Annotated in this window: 22 protein-coding genes and 1 tRNA gene; 17 read left to right on the top strand and 6 right to left on the bottom strand. The window is 46.5% G+C overall.

Annotation, left to right across the window (positions count from 1 at the left end; translation table 11 throughout):
* Positions 1-65 precede the first annotated feature (65 nt).
* Positions 66-455, top strand: coding sequence for a KH domain-containing protein (locus TM7x_RS02575; RefSeq protein WP_039327626.1), 390 nt, complete (start codon positions 66-68; stop codon positions 453-455).
* 132 nt (positions 456-587) lie between these two features.
* Here the strand turns inward: TM7x_RS02575 and TM7x_RS02570 are convergent, their stop codons facing one another.
* Positions 588-1,397 (bottom strand): hypothetical protein, encoded by an 810-nt coding sequence (locus tag TM7x_RS02570; protein ID WP_039327624.1) that lies wholly within the window; start codon positions 1,395-1,397, stop codon positions 588-590.
* A 262-nt stretch (positions 1,398-1,659) separates the two neighbouring features.
* Entirely contained in the window at positions 1,660-2,226 is a 567-nt protein-coding gene (locus tag TM7x_RS02565) for a hypothetical protein (RefSeq protein ID WP_039327621.1), read from the bottom strand.
* A gap of 104 nt (positions 2,227-2,330) precedes the next feature.
* Between TM7x_RS02565 and trmD the strand changes: the two genes are divergently transcribed.
* The gene (gene trmD, locus TM7x_RS02560; RefSeq protein ID WP_039327619.1) at positions 2,331-2,999 is read left to right on the top strand and encodes a tRNA (guanosine(37)-N1)-methyltransferase TrmD; all 669 of its coding nucleotides are present in this window, start codon (positions 2,331-2,333) and stop codon (positions 2,997-2,999) included.
* 176 nt (positions 3,000-3,175) lie between these two features.
* Entirely contained in the window at positions 3,176-3,502 is a 327-nt protein-coding gene (locus TM7x_RS02555; RefSeq protein WP_039327617.1) for a hypothetical protein, read from the top strand.
* On the opposite strand, the gene TM7x_RS02550 is transcribed toward TM7x_RS02555, so the two are convergent.
* The 3 genes from TM7x_RS02550 to TM7x_RS02540 form a co-directional block, all read right to left on the bottom strand.
* The gene (locus tag TM7x_RS02550) at positions 3,476-4,348 is read right to left on the bottom strand and encodes an ATP-binding cassette domain-containing protein (protein ID WP_039327615.1); all 873 of its coding nucleotides are present in this window, start codon (positions 4,346-4,348) and stop codon (positions 3,476-3,478) included. The genes TM7x_RS02555 and TM7x_RS02550 overlap by 27 nt on opposite strands.
* The gene (locus TM7x_RS02545) at positions 4,314-5,117 is read right to left on the bottom strand and encodes an ATP-binding cassette domain-containing protein (protein ID WP_039327612.1); all 804 of its coding nucleotides are present in this window, start codon (positions 5,115-5,117) and stop codon (positions 4,314-4,316) included. Before TM7x_RS02545 ends, TM7x_RS02550 begins: the two co-directional genes overlap by 35 nt.
* Before the next feature lie 177 nt (positions 5,118-5,294).
* Positions 5,295-5,369, bottom strand: a tRNA-Gln gene (locus tag TM7x_RS02540).
* Between the two features lie 28 nt (positions 5,370-5,397).
* On the opposite strand from TM7x_RS02540, the gene TM7x_RS02535 reads away from it, so the two are divergent.
* Genes TM7x_RS02535 through TM7x_RS02525 form a run of 3 tightly spaced genes read left to right on the top strand, consistent with a single transcriptional unit; the run spans position 5,398 to position 7,560 of the window.
* Positions 5,398-5,931, top strand: coding sequence for a phosphatase PAP2 family protein (locus tag TM7x_RS02535; protein ID WP_039327610.1), 534 nt, complete (start codon positions 5,398-5,400; stop codon positions 5,929-5,931).
* Between the two features lie 45 nt (positions 5,932-5,976).
* The gene (locus TM7x_RS02530) at positions 5,977-6,471 is read left to right on the top strand and encodes a hypothetical protein (protein WP_039327608.1); all 495 of its coding nucleotides are present in this window, start codon (positions 5,977-5,979) and stop codon (positions 6,469-6,471) included.
* A gap of 18 nt (positions 6,472-6,489) precedes the next feature.
* Positions 6,490-7,560 carry a DNA recombination protein RmuC gene (locus TM7x_RS02525; RefSeq protein WP_039327606.1) on the top strand — a complete coding sequence of 357 codons (1,071 nt, stop codon included), beginning with the start codon at positions 6,490-6,492 and terminating at the stop codon, positions 7,558-7,560.
* Positions 7,561-7,620: 60 nt separating this feature from the next.
* Here TM7x_RS02525 and TM7x_RS03840 read toward each other — a convergent pair whose 3' ends face one another.
* Positions 7,621-8,556 (bottom strand): MIP/aquaporin family protein, encoded by a 936-nt coding sequence (locus tag TM7x_RS03840; protein WP_052198838.1) that lies wholly within the window; start codon positions 8,554-8,556, stop codon positions 7,621-7,623.
* Between the two features lie 57 nt (positions 8,557-8,613).
* Here TM7x_RS03840 and TM7x_RS02515 point away from each other — a divergent pair, with 57 nt between their 5' ends.
* The 11 genes from TM7x_RS02515 to TM7x_RS02465 all read left to right on the top strand — a co-directional run bounded on the left by TM7x_RS02515 (position 8,614) and on the right by TM7x_RS02465 (position 20,564).
* Positions 8,614-8,850, top strand: a complete 237-nt coding sequence (locus tag TM7x_RS02515) for a hypothetical protein (protein ID WP_039327604.1) — start codon at positions 8,614-8,616, stop codon at positions 8,848-8,850.
* Between the two features lies 1 nt (position 8,851).
* Positions 8,852-9,895 carry a phenylalanine--tRNA ligase subunit alpha gene (gene pheS / locus TM7x_RS02510; RefSeq protein ID WP_039327602.1) on the top strand — a complete coding sequence of 348 codons (1,044 nt, stop codon included), beginning with the start codon at positions 8,852-8,854 and terminating at the stop codon, positions 9,893-9,895.
* Positions 9,896-10,018: 123 nt separating this feature from the next.
* Positions 10,019-11,341 carry an FAD-dependent oxidoreductase gene (locus tag TM7x_RS02505; RefSeq protein ID WP_039327600.1) on the top strand — a complete coding sequence of 441 codons (1,323 nt, stop codon included), beginning with the start codon at positions 10,019-10,021 and terminating at the stop codon, positions 11,339-11,341.
* Between the two features lie 9 nt (positions 11,342-11,350).
* Complete coding sequence (locus TM7x_RS02500) at positions 11,351-11,815, top strand: HIT family protein (protein WP_039327599.1); 465 nt, start codon at positions 11,351-11,353, stop codon at positions 11,813-11,815.
* Positions 11,816-11,844: 29 nt separating this feature from the next.
* Complete coding sequence (locus TM7x_RS02495; protein WP_039327597.1) at positions 11,845-12,804, top strand: alpha/beta hydrolase; 960 nt, start codon at positions 11,845-11,847, stop codon at positions 12,802-12,804.
* Positions 12,801-13,451: a response regulator transcription factor gene (locus TM7x_RS02490; protein ID WP_039327595.1), complete on the top strand. Its 651-nt coding sequence runs from the start codon at positions 12,801-12,803 to the stop codon at positions 13,449-13,451. The genes TM7x_RS02495 and TM7x_RS02490 overlap by 4 nt, the downstream gene beginning before the upstream one ends.
* The gene (locus TM7x_RS02485; protein WP_039327593.1) at positions 13,438-14,820 is read left to right on the top strand and encodes a sensor histidine kinase; all 1,383 of its coding nucleotides are present in this window, start codon (positions 13,438-13,440) and stop codon (positions 14,818-14,820) included. Before TM7x_RS02490 ends, TM7x_RS02485 begins: the two co-directional genes overlap by 14 nt.
* A gap of 148 nt (positions 14,821-14,968) precedes the next feature.
* Positions 14,969-17,167: an ATP-binding protein gene (locus TM7x_RS02480; RefSeq protein WP_039327591.1), complete on the top strand. Its 2,199-nt coding sequence runs from the start codon at positions 14,969-14,971 to the stop codon at positions 17,165-17,167.
* Between the two features lie 128 nt (positions 17,168-17,295).
* Positions 17,296-18,678, top strand: coding sequence for an ABC transporter permease (locus TM7x_RS02475; protein WP_039327589.1), 1,383 nt, complete (start codon positions 17,296-17,298; stop codon positions 18,676-18,678).
* A gap of 6 nt (positions 18,679-18,684) precedes the next feature.
* A complete protein-coding gene (locus TM7x_RS02470; protein WP_052198837.1) occupies positions 18,685-19,926 on the top strand; it encodes an ABC transporter permease in 1,242 nt (413 codons plus the stop codon).
* 8 nt (positions 19,927-19,934) lie between these two features.
* On the top strand, positions 19,935-20,564 hold the full coding sequence (locus TM7x_RS02465) for an ABC transporter ATP-binding protein (protein WP_039327587.1): 630 nt from the start codon (positions 19,935-19,937) through the stop codon (positions 20,562-20,564).
* The last annotated feature ends 4 nt before the right edge of the window (positions 20,565-20,568 follow it).

Raw genomic sequence — 20,568 nt, 5'->3', positions numbered from 1 at the left:
GTTTGCACGGCGTAAACCGCTCGTGTATAATGAAAATACAGTTTAATTCCAGGAGGAGGGGCAGAATGTCAACAATAGATCAGCAGTTTGTAGAATATACTGTAAAGGCGTTGGTTGGACATCCAGAAGACGTCGTAGTAGACCGAACGATTGATGAAAAGGGCGTTTTACTAACATTGACAGTTAATCCAGCAGATTTGGGTCGAGTTATTGGTAAGCGCGGCAGTACGGCACAGAGTTTGCGTACACTTCTGCGAGCTTTGGGCGCAAAGAATGACGCTCGATATAACTTGAAGATCGTTAATAATGATGGTTTTTCTGGTGAGCGTGAGAGTAATAGCTATAACGATCATGCTTCTGTGGATAACTCAACAGATGAAACTGTGGAAAATGGATCATCTTACGCAGAAAACACCAGAAAAGAGCTTGCAGAACTCGACGATCTTGATATATAATTAGAACCAGTTCAAGCACAGACATTATGCGAGAACAGCTCTATGCGAGACAATGGGTAACCATTGAGAGCCTTATTTGTGCTAAAAAACCGTCCTTACTGGGGCGGTTTTTTGGTGGGGAATATGACTGTTTTATTGCCATCGCGCTGCAGTTTCGCCAAGTTTTCTTTCTGTCGATTTTGATTCTGTTGATTCCGTCTCTGTGCTTTTTGGCTCATCTTCCTCCAGTGCTTTCGAGTATTCTTCCATTGATTTTAGGAATTCTGAGATTCTGGTCAGTTTGTCTTTATCTTCTTCCATCTCCTCTATCCAGTTAATCATTTCTAAGATTTCATCTCGTTTATCATCTTCCAGTAGTTCTAAATAGAGAGTTAATAGCTCCGAATAGATACCTAATAATTTCGAATCACTGAGATGAATACAGCTCGCGGCTGTTTCTTGCAAGCGTTTATAAAAATCACTACTCCTAAGTGAATTTTTTTCTTGATCGTTCAGAGGGCGTCCGTGGATAGCTTCTTCTGCTTTGATCATATATTCAGCGATAGGATTTTCTTCATTGCGCTCATGTATGAGTACAATAGTCCATAGGTGTTCTATGCGTTTCTTTCTAAGATGTTTTATCGATTCTGTATAATATTTCTCGACTTCCTCGTCTGATTTATCATAAAGATTCTGTCCGAAGTCCCAAAGGCATATAATACGCATTTTCTCTACGTCATTAGTGTCGTATTCAGGACCAATCGGCTGGGATATAATACTTCCCAATGCTCTTCCTGTTGACACTTCAAGAGCTTTTCCGGTCTCTGGATCATGTGTTACTGTATAACCAAGTGAATTTATTGATTTTAGGACTGTAGCTCCTTGCCTTCTTAATTCACGGAGTCTCGCTTGCCGTCTTTCTTCCGGTTTACACCTTGGGTTGTTGTAACCATAATCCATCATTACTTTACTTCCTTATAAGTTTCTCCAGTATTAGATTGTATAATATATTGGCATAATAAATTAAATAGGTCAAGCAATAAACATCAAATGTATATTATGTATGAACAGTTATGTTAACCATTGAGAGCCTTATTTGTGCTAAAAAACCGTCCTTACTGGGACGGTTTTTTGGTGGGGAATAATTTCTGTAAAAAGACATGAAAATAGCCCGCCGAGAGGCTCGAGCCTATCAAGGCGAGCTATTTTCGGCGGGCGTTAAGCCCTAGTTGCGGGAGCGAATGCTCCACGCAGGATGCACGTTGTCCCAGAGTTCGTGGGAGCTATTTTCGATCCTCTGAGGAAGGTGTCTCTGACACTCCTCGGTGTCATAAATCCTCCGCAGACAGACCTCAGGGGAGGCGTGCTTAAGAAAGACGTTCGTAAGCTCGCTTCCGACAACTTCATTGAGGAAGTCGTACAGATAAATTTCGGGATGACCTTCCCAAGAGATCTCCCCAAATTGCTGGTCGAGCTGGACAGACTCTTTGTCTCTCTTGTCGAAATCACACCATCCGGTGCCGTCGTAGACGGTGATGGTACAGTTATCGTACAGAGAATTAAGAGTCACTCCATAGCCATCGTCCGCCCACCAAATAGCGCTGACCTCGGACCCGAGGAGGACCTCAAATGCCGCTTCCTCCGACTGCTCGCTGGAGGCGTTTGGCTCCATAGAGACTAAGGCGGTGATAGTGATGGATACATGCCCGTCGGGTGCTTCTTTCACAGTAGAGTAAGACAACAACCCGCATTCCGCGAGCGTCATCTCCCACGATTCAGCGTCCTTGTGCATGATGCTTTCCTTCCTGTATGAGGGCTACCTTCACTCGGTCGAGTAAAGGCTGATATATATATCATACCTGGACAAAAAAGTCAACACTTGCTACACTGTAACAGATGAGAAAGTTTCAAGTAATTACGCTTTTCCCAGAAATGACAACGGGAGTTTTTAATAATTCCATGATGTGGAAGGCCCAGAAAGACGGTATCGTAGAGCTTACGACGGTGAATCTGCGGGAGTTTGGTTTGGGGTCGCGGCGTCAGGTGGACGATACGCCGTATGGCGGCGGTGATGGCATGCTGCTGATGGTTGAGCCGTTATGGAAGGCGGTGGAATTTGCGAAATCTCAAGATGAAACAGCGAAGGTGGTATTAATGAGCCCGCGAGGGCAACGCTGGAGGCAGACTAAAGCCCAAGAAGAAGCCGATGATGACAGGGGTGTGATATTTATTTGCGGGCGATACGAGGGTGTTGATGAGCGAATTTTAGAACTAGTTGATGAACAATGGAGTATTGGCGATTTTGTGCTGACGGGCGGAGAGCTGGCGGCAATGATGATGATTGATTCTATTGTTAGGTTGATTCCTGGAGTTTTGGGCGGCGAAAAGTCGGCGGAAATTGAGAGTTTTTCAGACGGCGAGACTCTGGAATTTCCGCAGTATACTCGGCCTGAGGAATTTAAGGGGCTTCGAGTACCTGATGTGCTGTTAAGTGGCCATCATGGAAATATCGCCAGGTGGCGTGCCGAGCAGTCGCAAATGTTGACAAAGAAAAATACCCCATAGAGACGGGGTATTTTAAGTTGTGGTGGATGTCGTAGAGCGAAAGATACGATTTTGTGGTGTTTATTTTTGTAACGTTCGCTAATTTAACTGTATGATGTTTTATTAAAAAGAGCAAGTGTTTTCGTAAAAATTACAACAAGCTTGAGCTTTTCTGGAACGCAGGCTATACTAAAGTTATGTCGGAAAAAACGATAAAAATTGCAAAACTAATCACGGGTGTATTGGTTATCTTGTTGTTATTGTGTCAATTGTTCACATTTGAGAAGTTTCCAACAGAATTGGACGCTATTTTCAAAAATTATAACACCAGTGTCGCAGTGGCGATATTACTGGTCTTGTTTGAGCTATGGTCAATACCGTATTTGCTCGGCATGAAATTACCCACCAAAATACTCTTTGTTAGCAGATTGGCGGTGAAAGTTAGCTTAGCTGGTCTGATTTTCTTAGAGAGCTGGACTGTCCTGAATGGTGGGCAATCAATCTTGTTTGGTGCGACATTTTAATCTGCAGGAAGGGGCAATACTTATACTTTCGGTGATGCCCACATTCTTGATAAAGTCTCGATCGTGTGAAACGAGTAGCGTACCGCCTCGGTATTGTTTAAGGGCTGCCTCTAGTGCCTCAATAGTAGCAATGTCGAGATTGTTGGTCGGCTCATCAAGAATAAGTAGGCCTGCGTCATTTGCTGTCATCCCCGCAAGCAGTACTTTCGCACGCTCACCACCGCTTAGTTCTGACCCTGGCGTTGTTTGCAATGTATCCTTCTTAATGTTGAACCTGATTAGTAGATTTATAGCATCATGTAGCTCGAGTGAAGGAGCTAAGTAGCGTAGATTATCAAGTGCAGAAGCACTCGGAAGTGGCAGTGTTTGATTTTGATCAATATAAATCAACCCTGCATCTTTGTTGGTGTGAATACTACCGGAAGAGACCGGTGCCATATTCATAATTCCTCGTATAATTGAAGTCTTACCTGCACCATTTTCGCCCGTAAGTAATACTTTGTCGCCCGAACGAATATTTAGAGAAATCGGTCCAATTTTTTGGCCATTACCATAGTCCATCTCTAAGTTTGTGACAGAAAGCAGATTGAGCTTTTTTGTAGACTGCTCTTTGAAGAGGAAGCTCAATGATATATCTTCCTCTGGTCTTTCCGGTTCATCAAGTTGTCCGATACGTGTACTTATGCTGTTTGCTGTACCCGCAAGTCCACTAGCGGCTTTTTCTTTTCGAAAATGAGCGGAAAGTTTGTCATTGTCCGAACTCGAACGATTAGATCCAGCTGAATTTGCTTTGACTCTTGCAGATTTCGCACTACGTTCTAGCCGTTTCTTTCTCGTATTGCTCATAGCGATCAAAGGTGGCTTGCCTTGCCCTCTCCCTAGCTTCGACATATTCGTCATATCCGAGGCTGTATTGTCGTATACCCTGATCTCCGCCCATAATCTCAATGATACGACTTGTTACGTTTCTGAGGAAACGACGATCGTGCGATACTATCAGGAAGGCTGCATTAGAGCCTTTGATAAATTTTTCTAATACAACGACGCCTTTTTCGTCAAGATTATTGGTTGGCTCATCGAGTAGGACGATATCGTAATGCGAAGCAAACACTGCTGCAAGCGCAATTCGCGTTCGCTGACCGCCAGAAAAGTTACCGATTTCCTTATCAACGTCAATCGAGGCTATACCGGCGCGCCTTAGTGTCTTTTCTAAATTCGCACCAAACAATACGACCTCAAACTTGTCATAGCGCTCGAGTGCATCAGCATAGAGTAAAAGTGTGTGTTCGCTCGAGTCATGTTCAAGCTTGACGTACTGCCCGTCAAACTGTTCGCGTGCACCCTTGACTCTTGTAACTTCTTCAATAAATCCATATACACTATGGTCTAGCCATTCGCGCAAATCTTGCGGTAACATACCAATCTCTTCTTTAGTCCTTACAATCTCACCAGAAGTAGGAACGAGGTCACCATCGATAAGTTTTAAAAGTGTTGTTTTGCCAGCGCCGTTTGGTCCTACGATGCCAATTTTTTCACCGCTATTAATGGTGAACGATACGTCATGAAGAATTTCTTTTCCGTCAATTTCATAAGAGACATGGTTGAGGCTAATCATGTAAACATATTATAACTTATTTTTCAACTCTTAACAGCAGTTCCATCCAGGGTTGCGTGTAGCGCGGCGACTCTATTACCTAGGTAAAGCCCTAAAATTTCTACTAATTGAGTAGTAGATGGACAGCCAGAAAGAGTTTTTACAATTAAAAAAGAAAAATATAGCGCGAAAATTTCATGGCTGGGATGGAGGGATTCGAACCCCCGAATGCCGGGACCAGAACCCGGTGCCTTACCACTTGGCGACATCCCAACGGCAAAAATAATTGTACTATAGAAAAATGATTTCTGCAAGCGTTTACGAGCGTCCGCCAACGCGATATACTGATGATATGGACTTGCAATGGATTGTTAAATTGATCGCCGATGGATTGGTTGTGCCGATTGTGTTGATCGGGGCTTATGCGTTACTAAAACTGGTGCCTAATGATAAAAAATATCAGGTTTACGCTCGGGTGCTGATGGCGGGGCTAACGGCGTATGTGGCAGCAAAAATTATCGGAGTGATTTATCAGCCGGACCAAATGCGGCCGTTTGAGGTTTTAGGAGTGGCGGCGGGGGCGTCGTTTTTGAATAATCCAGGCTTTCCGTCTGACCACGCGTTATTTACAATGGCAATTACGCTGGCGGTGTGGTTTGGCGCTAAGGATCGGCGACTGGCGGTTATTTGTCTGGCGATGACAATTCTGGTATGTGTGGGGCGGGTGATTGCTTTGGTGCATACACCGCTTGACGTTATTGGCGGATTGTTGATTGCCTGTGTGGGTATTATCTGGTATGTACCGATGAAGCACGCAGAAAAGTCGGATATTTAAGCATATACATTTGTAATATTGACAAGTTTACGTTACAATTTATTTATGAAATTGTTGTCGGCTATTTTTCGGGAAGAAACTTCGGAATATACATATTCATTTCCAAAGATGAGTTTTCTAAGAATTCTAGTGGCTCTGGTTGTGAGTGGTGCAGTTATCTGGCTGCTAGCGCTTGCTTTTGATAAATTTATGATTACGCCTGTATTTTGCTCGAATGCAGATAATATTTCTATTTGCGCAAATAGCACGAGTATTGCCTCTTATATATCTTTGATTCTAGTTGGGGTGATGCTGGTGCCGCTACTGGCGGTATTTGGTATAAAGCGACCACTTCTGGTGGTTCTCGCGGCCACCGCATCCTTATGGGGAGTTACGTTATGGGCAAATGGTCCTTGGGCTCTGTCGTTGATTTGGGTGATTGTAGCAACAGTGCTGGTGTATCTGTCATTGATTTGGCTGAACCGGATTCGTGGCAATTGGGCAGCGATACTTTTCGTGACGTTGTTTGCAATTTTGGCGCGAGTTGTCTTGTCTCTGTAATCCCTGTACACTAAGAGTATGGAAGCCATTATCATTATTCTCTTAGTTATTATCGTTATGGGGTTGGGTGCGACGCTGTTTGTGCTGCAATCAAAGCTCGGCGAACTAAAGCAGCAGTCATCGGTCGAGCTCATCAAAACCGATGTGGTGGAGTTGGGGCGGACCATCGCCAAGCTGAATGAATCAGTCAGTGATAAACTTGAGCGCAGCAACGCTCAGGTGCAAACCTCGGTGCAAAAGCAGTTGTCAGAAAGCGCTAAGTTGGTGGCGGACGTGACACAGCGGTTGGCAAAGTTGGATGAAACAAATAAGCGGGTGGTTGACGTGGCGACTGACCTGAAAACTCTGCAGAACGTCCTGCAAAACCCGAAGCAGCGCGGCGTGTTCGGCGAGTTTTACTTAGAAAGCGTGCTGGACAATGTTCTGCCCGCCAAGCAGTTTCAGATGCAATATCGCTTCAAGGACGGCGAGATTGTTGATGCGGTAATTTTTTTAGACAAGGGGCAGATTTTGCCGGTGGATAGTAAATTTAGCTTGGAAAATTATAACCGTATGATCAATGCCGAGACCAAAGTTGAGCGTGAGCTGTGGCTAAACAAGGTGAAGGCTGACCTGAAGGGGCGCATTGACGAAACCAGCAAATATATCCGCCCGCGTGAGCATACTATGGACTTTGCCTTCATGTTCATCCCGAGTGAGTCGCTGTATTATGATCTACTCATCAATAATGTCGGTGCGGGCGGTTCGAGCCGCGATTTGATCGAATATGCCTTTCGTGACAAGCGCGTGATCATCGTCAGTCCGACCAGCTTTTTGGCGTATTTGCAGACGGTGCTGCAGGGTCTGAGGAGTCTACAGATTGAAGAGCAGGCCAAGGACATCCAGGTACGTGTCGGCCAGCTGGGCGTGCATGTCAAAAAGTTTGACGAGCTAATGACCAAGATGGGCAAGAGTCTCAGCACGACTGTCGGGCATTATAATAATTCGTATAAAGAGCTGGGCAAGATTGATAAAGACGTGGTGCGGATCGCTGGCGGTAATCACCAAACGCAGCCAGAACTAATCGATCGACCAACACAGGAAGACTAAACGCTATCTAATATAAAAATCCTCCGTTTGAAGCGGAGGATTTTTCGGATTTAGGGTGACTTACTCTTCGTCTTTATTGCGGTAATTTACCAGTAAGAACAAGTTGCCTCCCAGTGCTGCGCCGATTAGTGTAGCTGCAATAACCTCTAGGCTAAAGCGAGAGTAGCTTTTCTCGCCTTCAGCTGGCAATACCCCGCTGCTGCGTAGTTGGGAGTCGGTTTTTTCTGTGCTTGCTAGAGCGACTGCTGGGTTCAAAGTAGCTCCTGAAACATAAATTTCTCGTGGGTAGGTGCGACCACCCTTTTCAGATTGAGCGGCGTTTTGCTCTTTCTGGATTTTTGCGATAGCGGCACCTTTAACGTACGAGTATAGAGATCCAGATGCAACTAGGCCGATCATCAACGCTAAGCCGATCCCAAAAGCTTGTCCGGCAACCTTGATTTCTTTGCGCTGGAGAACTGCAGCAATACCAAATACGAATACTGCAGTACCAATTAATTCTATGGCAAAGATATTCCATGAAAATGCGGTAAATTGATCAAAGCTAAGCGCAAAGCCGCCATTTGTCAATGATCCAATTAGTACAATAGCTGCCATTGCACCAAGGAACTGGGCGCCCCAGTAAAATGGTACCAAAATGGTTTTTAGCTTGCGCATTGACCACAAACCGAAAGTAACGGCTGGGTTGACGTGTGCGCCAGAAATACCACCAATAGCAGTGACGATGAGCATGAGCGCAAAGCCAACGTACATTGATGATAGGATGTCTGATGCGAATATTGCGGCTAGCGTCAAAATGAACGTGCCGACGATTTCTGCAATGACGATATTGATTAAGTTGCTTGGTAATTTAGAATCTAATTTGGCGCGCTGACTTTTGGGCGCAACAGATTCAGCAACGACACGCTTGACGGTCGTTTTGGTTTCGGTTTTAGCGGCAGTTTTCTTTGCCGTAGCTTTAACCGGGGCTTTCTTTGAAGTTTTCTTCGTAGCCATATTCCCTCCTTAAAGTAGTATTACGACTATTATAGCATAATTTGCTATACTGTAGTTATGGGATTATTTGTGAATCAGAACGATCAGCGCAGTGAGTTGCAGGAGCGAATCGCGGCGGAACTACGTGAAAAGGCAAAGGTGTCGGGTCTCCAGGAAAAGGCTAGTCTTGACGGCGTGGAAGACGTGAGATATCTAGAAAATACGAAGCAGACGACGACGTTGGCGCCGGCGTGGATTGTAATTGCTATTATGGCGGCGGTAGTTATCGGGATGTTTTTAATGCAGGGGCGATGATATGGAAAAGTTGGATGAAGTTCGAACAATATTATTATCACGAGTAGATGAGCTGGCTGAACCTCGCAGTGTCCTGCGCAGTGCGGAGCTGCGGGAACTATATGGCGTTATCGCGACGTTGCCTAGTGAAGAGCGCGGGGCGTTTGGTAAAAAGGTTAATGAATTGAAACAGGAGTTGGAGCGGGCGATTACGGCTCGCGAGGATGAGCTGTCAAAAGTTGACTTGCCGCCAATTGACGTGACGGCACCGATGGATGTCAATGCTCCGCGCCCTGAATTACTGCCGAGTGAGCGCGGTACGATTCATCCATTGATGCGTGAAATTGACCGCATTTCTGACATTTTCAATCGCATGGGCTTTGTGACGGAAGAGTCGCGCGAGATTGATGATCAATTCCACATGTTTGAAAGCTTGAATTTTCCAAAAGGCCACCCGGCGCGCGATGATTATGATACGTTCATGACCGAGGAGACTGACGCTAACGGCGACCGCTTAATCGCGCCGGCGCACACCTCAACCATGCAAAACCGTGTGTTGAAAAAATATCATGGTAATTTGGCGAAGGGCGAGGCAATCGCCGCCATCGTGCCCGACCGGGTGTTCCGTAACGAAGATCTGGACGCGCGCCACGAGCACACGTTCTATCAAGTTGAGGGCGTATATGTCGCCAAGGGAGTTAATGTCGGTAATCTGATCGCCACCTTGCAGGAGTTTTTGCAGGAATATTACGGCAAGAAATTGGATGTGCGCGTCAATCCATTTTACTTCCCGTTCACTGAGCCGAGCTTTGAGTTCGCGCTGAGCTGTCCGTTTTGTGAAGGCAAAAATCCGGACTGTAAAGTTTGTTCGGGCGAGGGCTGGATAGAACTACTGGGCTGCGGCATGATACATCCGAATGTGCTGGAGGCTGCCGACATCGATCCGAATAAGTATACTGGCTTTGCCTTTGGCTGCGGCATTGACCGGCTGGTAATGATGAAATACGGCATCGAGGACGTGCGGCATTTTGAGAGCGGTAAGTTGGATTTTTTGGAGCAGTTTTAAGGAGCTATTGCGCACACGATAATAGTAGTATCTCAAAAACTTGTGATAAAAGAAGCAGTTCTGTATGCCGATAGAGAAATTGTTACAGCGAGAGAGATCGCTAAAAAAGATAGGAGGAGGTAAATGGATACACAACAATTTGACGCACTTATTATTGGTTTTGGCAAAGCTGGCAAGACATTGGCGGTAGCGCTGGCAAATGCGGGCAAAAAGGTAGCGCTGGTGGAGCGGTCGCCAAAGATGTATGGCGGCACCTGTATTAATATTGCTTGTATTCCTACTAAGGTGCTAGTCAATGCAGCCGAACATCATCAAAGTTTTGATGAGGCGATGGCACATAAGACAACGGTAGTGACGCGGTTGAATGAGAAGAACTATCACATGCTCGCAGATCGTGAAACGGTGAGCGTAATTGAAGGTGAGGCATCGTTTGTAGATGATCGTACTGTGAAGATTGTGGCGGGTGACGACGAGCTAGTAGTGAGTGCACCGCAGATTTTTATTAACACCGGTGCGGAATCAATTATCCCAGATATTCCAGGTGTTGATAAGCCGTTTGTATATACCAGTACTGAATTGCTGGATAAAATGACGCAGCCAAAACAGCTAGCTATCATTGGTGGCGGTTATATTGGGTTAGAATTTGCCTCAACTTATGCCAAACTTGGTACAAAAGTAACAGTATTTGAGAGGGGCGATGCTCTGCTTGCACGTGAAGATCCAGCAATCGCTCGGGCTACTACTGAAGCATTGCAGGCACAGGGTATCGAGATTGTGTTTAGTGTGGATGTGACAGCGATTGAGGGTGAGTCTACTGCAACGATTCGCACAGTAAATCATGATGATTACGCTGGTTATGATGCGGTTTTGATGGCTACGGGCCGTCGCCCGGCGACGATGAGCTTGAATTTACCAGCTGCTGGTGTAGCGACGGATAAGCGCGGGGCAATTGTGGTTGATGAAACACTTCGCACTAGTCGGTCGCATATTTGGGCAATGGGCGATGTAACGGGCGGGCCACAATTTACCTATGCGTCGCTGGATGATTTTCGGATTGTGAGAAGCCAGTTGCTGGGTGACGGTCTGTACACTCGCGCCAAACAAAAAACCTTGCCGTACGCGGTCTTTATGCAAACGCCGCTAGGTCGGGTGGGTATGACAGAGGCTGAGGCGCGTGCGACGGGGCGCGAAATTATCGTAAAAGAGCTGCCTGCTATGGCGATTCCACGCCTGCATGTTGATAATGCTACAACAGGCTTGCTGCGTGCGGTGATTGATGCAAACACTGGACAAATTTTGGGTGCTAGTTTATTGTGTCGTAACTCACCAGAAGTCATTAATATTATAAAAACTGTAATGGATAATGGCCTGCCGTATACTGTACTGCGTGACCAAATATTCACTCATCCAACGGTGAGTGAGGCATTGAACGATTTATTTGCATAAAGGAGGAGTATGAATCACACAATTTTCGACGACATCGTATCAGGCAATATGAAATCTTGGAAAGTTTGGGAGGACGAGAAGTTTTTGGCGTTTTTGACGCCGTTTCCGAACACGCCAGGCTTTACTGTGGTGATACCGAAACATAATCCAGGCGATTATGTTTTTTCTTTGGATGATAAATTGTACTCTGAAATGATGCTGGCGGTGAAAAAGGTTGCTAATATTTTGGAGCAGGCCTTTGATACACCGCGAGTGGCGTTGATTTTTGAAGGCACAGGCGTGGCGCATGTGCATGCCAAGTTGGTGCCGCTGCATGGCGATTTGGCGAAGGGAATTGGCTCGGCAGTATCGCACGAGCAGGCATTTTATGCGGAATATCCGGGTTGGCTAACGACTGTTGATGGTCCAAAAATGGATGACGCTCAATTGGACGAGATTCAGGCGCGGATTTTGGCAGCGCAGGAAGAAAACTAACAATCTGTTGATTGGAATGAGGAGGTCTCATGGCAGTACGTGGTAAAGCGCTGATGATAACAATAGTTGGTGTCGTGGCGGTACTGGCTGCAATGTCTGTTGCTTGGGTCTTTCTGTGTCCAAGTCGTAGTGCTAATCTGCAAAAAGCTCACATTCAGCGGCGTGATTATGACCAATCAGTAAAGGATATTCAAAAGGTCATTGCTGATGATGCGGCTAATGGCGAGGTGCGTCCAGAATCTCGCCCAATTCTGAAAACTCACGGCAAGAAAACTGCGCGGGCGGTGATGATTCTTCATGGCGTCAGCGGTGAGCCGTCGGCGATGGCAGAGTTGGCGGATTGGTTCTATCAGACGGGATACAATGTCTACGTGCCGCGAGCACCGCACCATGGCCTGAAAGATGGCAAGCAGCACGGCAAAGTTCGCGCCAGTGAATTGGTGAAGTTTATGAGTGATAGTGCTGGGCTGGTCAGCGGGCTGGGCGATGAGCTGGGTGTGATTGGTCATTCGGGCGGTGGCACGTTGGCGACGTGGCTAGCACAATATGGTGATGGATTGTTCTCGCGAGTGCTGCTGCTCTCACCGTACTACGAGCCGGACGCTTCTCAGGTGCCAAAGTGGCAAGTGGCACTACTGTGCAATCTTTACGGTAGGCATTTGCTGCCAGACCAGTTCTTTGACGGCGCGTTGTCGTACCGGGCATTAGCAAATTATGTCATCGTCAAGCAAAATTATCGCAGTGATTTGAAGGCGGTAGGGTTGAAGCACGTTGGTTTGATCATCGGTAACGAGGACCGTCTGATTGACAGCGCCATGGCGCGTGATATTGCAGAAAAGATGGCCAAAAACAGTGGTGCCACGTTTACAAATGAGACGACGCCAGCACACATGGGAGTTGGACATGAATTGATATGGCCAGGGGATAAGGCTGTGAAGCAATACAAAAAAGAATTGTACGACATGTACGTACGGGTGTACGAGCGGTGAACATCCTCCTTGTTGAAGACGAACCGGCAGTTCGCACTGGCACCGAGCAGTTCCTCCGCCAGCGCGGTTTTACGGTGGTGACAGCGACCAGTGGCGAGGAAGCACTGGAGAAATCTACTGGGGCAGATGTGATTATTCTCGACATTATGCTACCAGGGATGAGTGGTATCGAGACGCTGCACCAAATTCGCCAGACCAGCGACGTGCCGGTACTGATGCTGACGGCATTGCATGATGAGCCGACGCAAGTTGCGAGTTTTGACGAGCTGGCGGATGATTATATGAGTAAGCCGTTTTCGCTGGTGATTTTGGAGAAGCGAATTAGGGCCTTGCTTCGCCGCCAACAGTCTGTCAAAAAGACCTTGTGGCAGCGCGGTCTGGCCTCGGTGGATTTCGCGGCGTATCAGGGATTTTATGATGATGCTGACGCACATCTCAAGCCCAAGGAAGTGCAGCTGCTCAAGCTACTCGTCGATAACCCAAACATGGTCTGGAGTCGGCAGGCTATCATTGACAAGTTGTGGTGTGATGACGAGGTGCCGTTCGACCGGGTGATTGACGTTTACATCAAAAACTTGCGCAAAAAATTGCACCTGGACTGCATCATCACGGTGAAGGGAGTGGGTTATCGCTATGAAGCGGCTTAAGTTATTTCCCAAAACATTTTTGGTGTCAATCGGCCTGTTTGCGGCGTTGATCATCCTGGTGCATGCGCTGGTCTACACCTTGATGCCGCAATTTTATTTGCAGCAAAAAGAGCACGAGGCGGCGGACAATCTCACGGCGCTCGTGGCTGAACTACGCGGTAAATCGACTGAGGAAATGCGCCGTCTCAGCCAGGAGTTTGCTCAGATGAAAAATGTTAATATCACGCTGACAATTGACGGACGTAATCAGTATTTTCAAGGTTTTCAGTCGATCAACATCGTGACCGATAGTGGTAAATCGGTTGACACCAGTGTGGTGAAAATTGCTGACGGGCAGACTGTCGATCCGCGCTCGGTGATTTTGCGGCAGGGGAGTGTGGCGAACAACCAAGGCCAAACGATTACGGTCAAGCTACTCGCCGACGTGGTGCCTGTCACTCAGGCCAAGCTCGCTACCTTGCACGTATTGCCATATACCATGCTCGGTTCGCTGCTGGTGGCACTGCTGTTTTCTTACGTTTATAGCCGTTTTGTGACGCGGCCGATTCGCCAGATGGCGGCGGTGACCACGACCATGCAGCGGCTGGAAAAGAACGCGCATTACCCAGTGAATAGTCATGACGAGATTGGCGTGCTGGGGCGAAATATTAATGAGCTCTATCAAAATCTATGGCAAACAATTCGTTCGCTGGAGTATGAAAATAAGCGGATCACGCAGCTGGAGAAAGAAAAAATCGCCTTCCTCCGCGCGGCCTCGCACGAGTTGAAAACGCCGTTAGCGGCCCTCAGGATTATGCTGGAAAACATGCAACTCAACATCGGCGAGTATAAAAATCGCGATCAGTACCTGGCGGAATCAGTGGCACAGGTTGACCGCTTGGCGGCGATGGTGAATGATGTTTTGCGTTCTGGCAGTGTCGCCGAGCAGGCTTTGCGTCAGGAAAAGCGGCTGGGGATTGACAAGCTGGTCACTGAGGTAGTTGACGATTATGTGTTGCTGGCAAAAACGTGCGGCATGACTTTCGAGGTTAATACAGAACCAACGACCATTCGTGCCAACCGCGACATGATGCGCCACGTCATCTCGAACCTGGTATCAAACGCGGTGCGCCACGGCGACGCGGGGAGCGTGATAAAAATTACATGCGACCAGCATGAGCTGGCCATCGAAAACGCTTGCAAACCGCTCACCAAACAGCAACTTCAGCACATCTTTGATCCGTTTTATCGGAGCAATGGTGCGAAGCAACATGCCGACAGCAGTGGTATCGGCCTCTACATCGTGAAAATGCTACTCGACGCCAAGGGTCTGGACTATGATTTCACACTGCATGGGCGGGGCATGCGGTTTGTGGTGAGGTTTAATTAATGGCGACAATGGATTGGCGGTTATAATGAGGTATAGATTATCGGGGTTTGCTTTATGTTAGTAGTTTGGAAAAGAAAATATGGCTTGCCCCACGAATCTTATTAAAGAAAACAAGAAAGTGAAGTAAGATATAAAATGAGGGGATAAAATGGAAAAAATAAAATGTGATTTAGTTAATTGCTACGGGATTCAAAAGTTGGAAAGTGAATTTACTTTCTCTGACACTAGTGTAATTGCCATTTATGCGAAAAATGGCTTAATGAAAACATCATTTGCTAAGACTTTCAAAAAGATACAAGATAAAAAGCAAAAAGAAATTAGAGATGAGATTTTTGATATCCCAGGAGAAGCAAAAATAACCATCGATGGAAAAGATATTTCAGAAGAAGATGTTTTCGTGATAAAAAGCTTTGAGGCCTCTTATCAGTCAGGTAATCTTGCCGATCTATTGGTAGATGAATCTATAAAGGAAAAGATATCAGATGTTATCAAGCTAAAAAGCGACTTATTGAAAGATTTAGAAAAAGCTTCTGGTCTTAAAATTAAAAAAGTTATACAAGGCGTGAATGTACGTGAGCTAGAGCCAAAGATCGTAAAAGATTTTGATCTGGATGGCAGTATCTTACTGGGGTTGGAACTTATACAGGGACGTATAGGAATTGATTTTTCGGAAATTAAATATTCGGATATTTTTGATAATACTACACTGGGATATATTAAGAAAAAAGGGTTTCAAGAAAATATTGAAGAATTCTGTAAAACTAGTAATGAGATTTATGAACGACATGGTTTTTTAAAGAAGGGTATTTTTAGTCTGTCTGAACTTAAAAATGTCGAGAAATCACTGAAAGATAATGGATTTTTCGTAAACGATAATCTTGTAAAACTTTTTGGCGAGGAAGAAATACGTACAACTGAAGATTTTAGTGATGTAGTAAAGGGAATTGAACAAGAGATTAAGCAAAGCAAGGCCTTTACTGATATAGAGAAAGATTTGAAAACAGCTAAAGGTGGTGTACTAAGAAGAGTTATAGAGAATAACCCTGATGTAGTGCAGTATCTAAAGGAGTCTAAGCTTAAAGATCTACGTAGGCAATTATGGCTATCTTATATGAAAGATAATACCACGTTTAGCAACCTTAAAGATAAGTGGAATAGTCTTCGGCATGAGATTGGTGGCATAGATCCAGAAAAGACACGCTGGGGAGAAGCGCTAAGAATTTTTGAAGAACGATTTACGGTGCCGTATAAAATGAAAATTGCCAACGGAACAAGTGCTATTATGGGTGAGAATATTCCACAGGTAGAGTTTGTATTTACTAGAGATGGTCGGCAGCAAACTATCAGTAGAGGAGAGCTTGAAATCAAGGACACTCTAAGCCAAGGAGAGAAGAGATCCTTATATCTGCTAAATATTATTTTTGATATTGAGAAAATGAAGAAAGATTTAGCAGGAACAGACAAAGAAGTTTTACTAGTAGTTGATGATATTGCTGATTCTTTTGACTATAAAAATAAGTATGCAATTGTTGAATATTTATATGAAATGGCAAATTGCAAAAATTTTAAGCTCATTATCTTGTCGCATAATTTTGATTTCTATAGAACGATTACTAGTCGACTTGGCTTACCTAGATACGCTCATTTGCACGCAGAGCTGAACAATGGCGAGGTTATATTGAGAAAAGAATTTTATCAGAGAAATCCAATTGACCACTGGAAGGACAATATGACGCTCGCTCATGTAATTGCGCTTATTCCCGCAGTGCGCAATCTAATTGAATATACTAAAGGGAAAGACGATGCAGATTACGGTGAGTTAACTAAATTGTTACATAATAAAGAAGAAACATCTGACATAACATTTCAGTCACTTAAAGACATCTACGAGAGACACTTAGGTAGGAGTGATTTTATAAATATCAATACAGACACTCCAATAGTCGACGCAATTTACACAGAAGCTGAAACAATAACCATCGAAAAATCCTTACTTGAATATAAAATCATTCTGGCTATTGCAATTAGACATAGAGCGGAAGAATATATGAAGCGTAAGTTAAAAGAATATAGCGGTCAAATATCTTGGGGTCGTGAAGGGTCAGAAAGCGGCTCTTCACAAGAATTTCTTGATCAATTGGAGGCTCAGAAAAATCAAACGAGGAGCCTCTCTGATGCATTTAAACAGACTAAGTGCAGTAACGATACTGTGAAAGTGATTGATGAGGTAAATATTATGACCCCAGAAAATATACACCTTAATGCTTTTATGTATGAACCTCTTGTTGATATGGATATCAATGAATTGATTAATTTATATCGGAGAGTTAAAAAAATCTCTTCATAGCCTCTATATTAAGATGATGATAACCGTTTTCTAGAGTTAGTAGAATTACCCAGAGTTAGACAGATCTCCATTTCACATTCCCTTCACACACCCCTGCTACACTGGCATAGAACCAAGAAAGGAGATCTATGTCATTTATACAACGTGCCTGGTTATATATCACCAGGAAAAAACTCAAAACGCTGATTTTGCTGGCGATTTTGCTGTGTATGTCGACGATTATGCTGAGTGGATTTGCCATCAAGCATTCGACCGACGCGGCGGCGCAGTCGCTGGATAAAACGCTCAAGGCCGGCTTCACACTGGGCAATAATCCGCGCACCAATCCGGGAACGGCCCGCGGCTCGGGAACGGTGTCGAACAAGGATATCGACGCGGTGAAGAATCTGGAGGGCGTGACAGACTATGTCAAGCGCCAGAACGCTACGGTCGATTTTATCAATACCAAACTGGTGCCACTACCGAGTGGTGGCAGCGGTTATGATGCCGAGAAAGACAAGCAGTTTGGCAACGCCGCTACCATCATCGGTGTCAATAAATCTGAGTCCGAGAAAAAGTTCCGTGCTGAGTCGCTCAAGCTCATCGCTGGTCGGCACATCACCGAGAACGATTCGCACAAGATTTTGGTGCACGAAGACTTTGCCAAGGCCAACAATCTGAAGCTGGGCAGTAAAATTAAGCTGAAGGCCAACCAATACGACACCGACAATGAACATCCATCCAAGGACGAGGTCGAGGTAGAAATCGTCGGTATATTTAACGGTAAAAACCCAAAGCAGGCGACGTACCAGGTGGAGCTGTTCGAGAATTTGTTCCTGACTGACCTCACGACGACTCGCCAGTTGAATGCGTACACTGAACAAAATGAGATTTACCAGGACGCTACGTTCTTTACCAAGGGCACCAAACAGTTAGATGAGGTGATGGCGCGGGCAAATAAACTGTCGGTCAATTGGCAAAAGTATCAATTGAATAAGAATAGCCAGGAGCTGGCTGGCGTGACTGGTGCAGTGAACGGCGTGTACGGCTTGATCGACGGTATGTTGTGGGCAACGGCGCTGGTCAGCGTCGCGGTGATCGGCATGGTGCTGTACTTGTGGATGAACGAGCGCAAGCGCGAAGCGGGCGTGCTCTTGGCGACGGGCGTGCCGCAGTCAAAGATTGTGTTGCAATACATCGCTGAGCTGGTGATGATCGCGGTGTTGAGCTTCGGTGCATCGTACTTTACCGCAGGGCTGATTGCGCAACAAATGGGCGATCACGTGGTGTCGCAGGCGGCGCAGAATGCCACACGTCAGGCTAGTAGTTCGCTGAACGGTGCGTCGCTCGGTGCTGATGCTGACTCGGTGACGTCATCGCGCACGCTGGATAAGGTGACGGTTGGCGTACAACCGACGGATCTGTTGGCGGTGTGGAGTGCTGGGCTAGCGGTGATTATCATCGCGGTGCTCCTGGCCTCTCGACCGATTACCCAGTCAACGCCAAAAGAATTACTAACTGAAGTGGACTAGGGGCGAATGATGACGATTATCAAACGAGCCTGGACGGCTGTGACGCGCAAACGGCGTCGCAGCCTGACCATCGCCCTGATCATGACGCTGATTTTCACGCTGCTGATCGGTACGCTGACAGTGCAACAAACGATGGCGCAGCTGAAGCAATCAGTCGAGCGAAACATCCGCGCCGGCTTTAGTATCGCCAGCAAGCAGCCATCGGGCGAGGTGCCGATGGACATCGCGCAGCGGGTGCAGCTCCTGGACAAGGTCAAAGCGCATAATTTCCAATCAGAAACTACCGCGGGACTGCCAGGCAAACAATTGATCGACACGGCAGGCAGCGGCGTGCAGCTGGACGCTAATGTGGCTGGCGAAGCAAAAGTTACGGGAGCGACACAGAGCAATTTGCTCGGCGAATTCACCGGTCGATTTTACCAACTAGAGCAGGGTAAGCATCTGGGGGCGAACGATCAAAACGCGGCGCTGGTTCACAAAACGTTTGCTGAGAAAAATGACATCAAGCCAGGCGACAAGCTGGACATTACCAAAGACGGCCGGCGGGTGACGGTGACTGTCATGGGCATCTTCAGCGGCAAAGGCGAAAAGCCAGCGGTCTTGCAGTCCGACATGGCGGAGAATCATCTCATCACCAACTTGGCTGCAGCGCAGCTGCTAACGGGGAGCAAGCAACTGACACGAGCAACATATTTTGCCGAACATCCGCATCAGTTGAAGTCGTTAACGGACCGTACCAAAAGCCTACCAAACATCGATTGGAAAAAATTCAGTCTGACTGACAATGGGGCGGCATTCGCTGGGGTTCTCCAAAACATCGCTGGCATTCAAAACATCTTGACGATTGCCACCATCGGCGCAGCCGCGGCAGGGTTGGCGGTGCTGTCGCTGGTGCTGGTGTTCTGGGTGCGCGGCCGCTTGCATGAAATTGGCATCTTGCTGTCTATCGGCACATCGAAGCGGCAGATCATCGGGCAGTTCTTGGCGGAACTCGCTATCATCGCCGCAGTTAGTTCGGTGTTCGCGCTCGGTGTCGGTTCGGTCGCCTCGTCACAGATTTCTACCGCCCTCACAGCGCAAACCGACCAAAGCCAGCGCATAGAAAAAACCGTGGTGCAAGCCGCGCCAATAGCGACCTACTTGCAAGCTTTCGCCTTCGGCTACGTGGTCGTTCTGTTGTCAGCCATCGCTGCTACCGCGCCAATCATGCGCCAATCACCAAAGCAAATTTTAGCAAAATTAAGTTAGGAGTTATCATGTCATTACTTACGTTACGCGATATTATTTATTCATACGCCGACGGTACGAGCAATGTGCTCAACGGCATCAATTATCAATTTGAAAAAGGCAAATTCTACGCCATCGTCGGTAGTTCTGGTGCTGGTAAATCGACACTGCTGGGGCTGCTGGCGGGGCTGGACACACCGACCGGCGGGCAGATTTTGTTCGACGATGAAGACATCGCCGAGCAGGGTTATTCGCATCATCGCAAGCACAATATCTCGCTGGTGTTTCAGAATTATAATCTGATCGATTATCTGACGCCGCTGGAAAACTTGAAATTGGTTAATTCCAAGGCCACCAACGAAACGTTGCACTCCATGGGCTTGGACGACGATCACATTCACCGCAACGTCATGAAACTTTCCGGCGGCCAGCAACAGCGTGTGGCGATCGGTCGAGCGCTGGTATCCTCCGCACCGATTATCTTGGCAGACGAGCCGACTGGCAACCTGGACGAAACCACCGCTGCCGACATCATCGACATCCTGCGTCAGGCCGCCCACGAAAACGACAAGTGCGTCATCGTCGTCACTCACAGTAAACAGCTGGCTAAGCAAGCGGACGTGGTGCTGACATTGAAGGATAAGAAGCTGAAGGTGTGATGCT

This window comes from Candidatus Nanosynbacter lyticus, assembly GCF_000803625.1.
GTDB classification, from domain to species: Bacteria; Patescibacteriota; Saccharimonadia; order Saccharimonadales; family Saccharimonadaceae; genus Nanosynbacter; species Nanosynbacter lyticus.
Note: the sequence above shows the minus strand (reverse complement) of the source record. Positions and strands in the feature narration are given on the sequence as shown.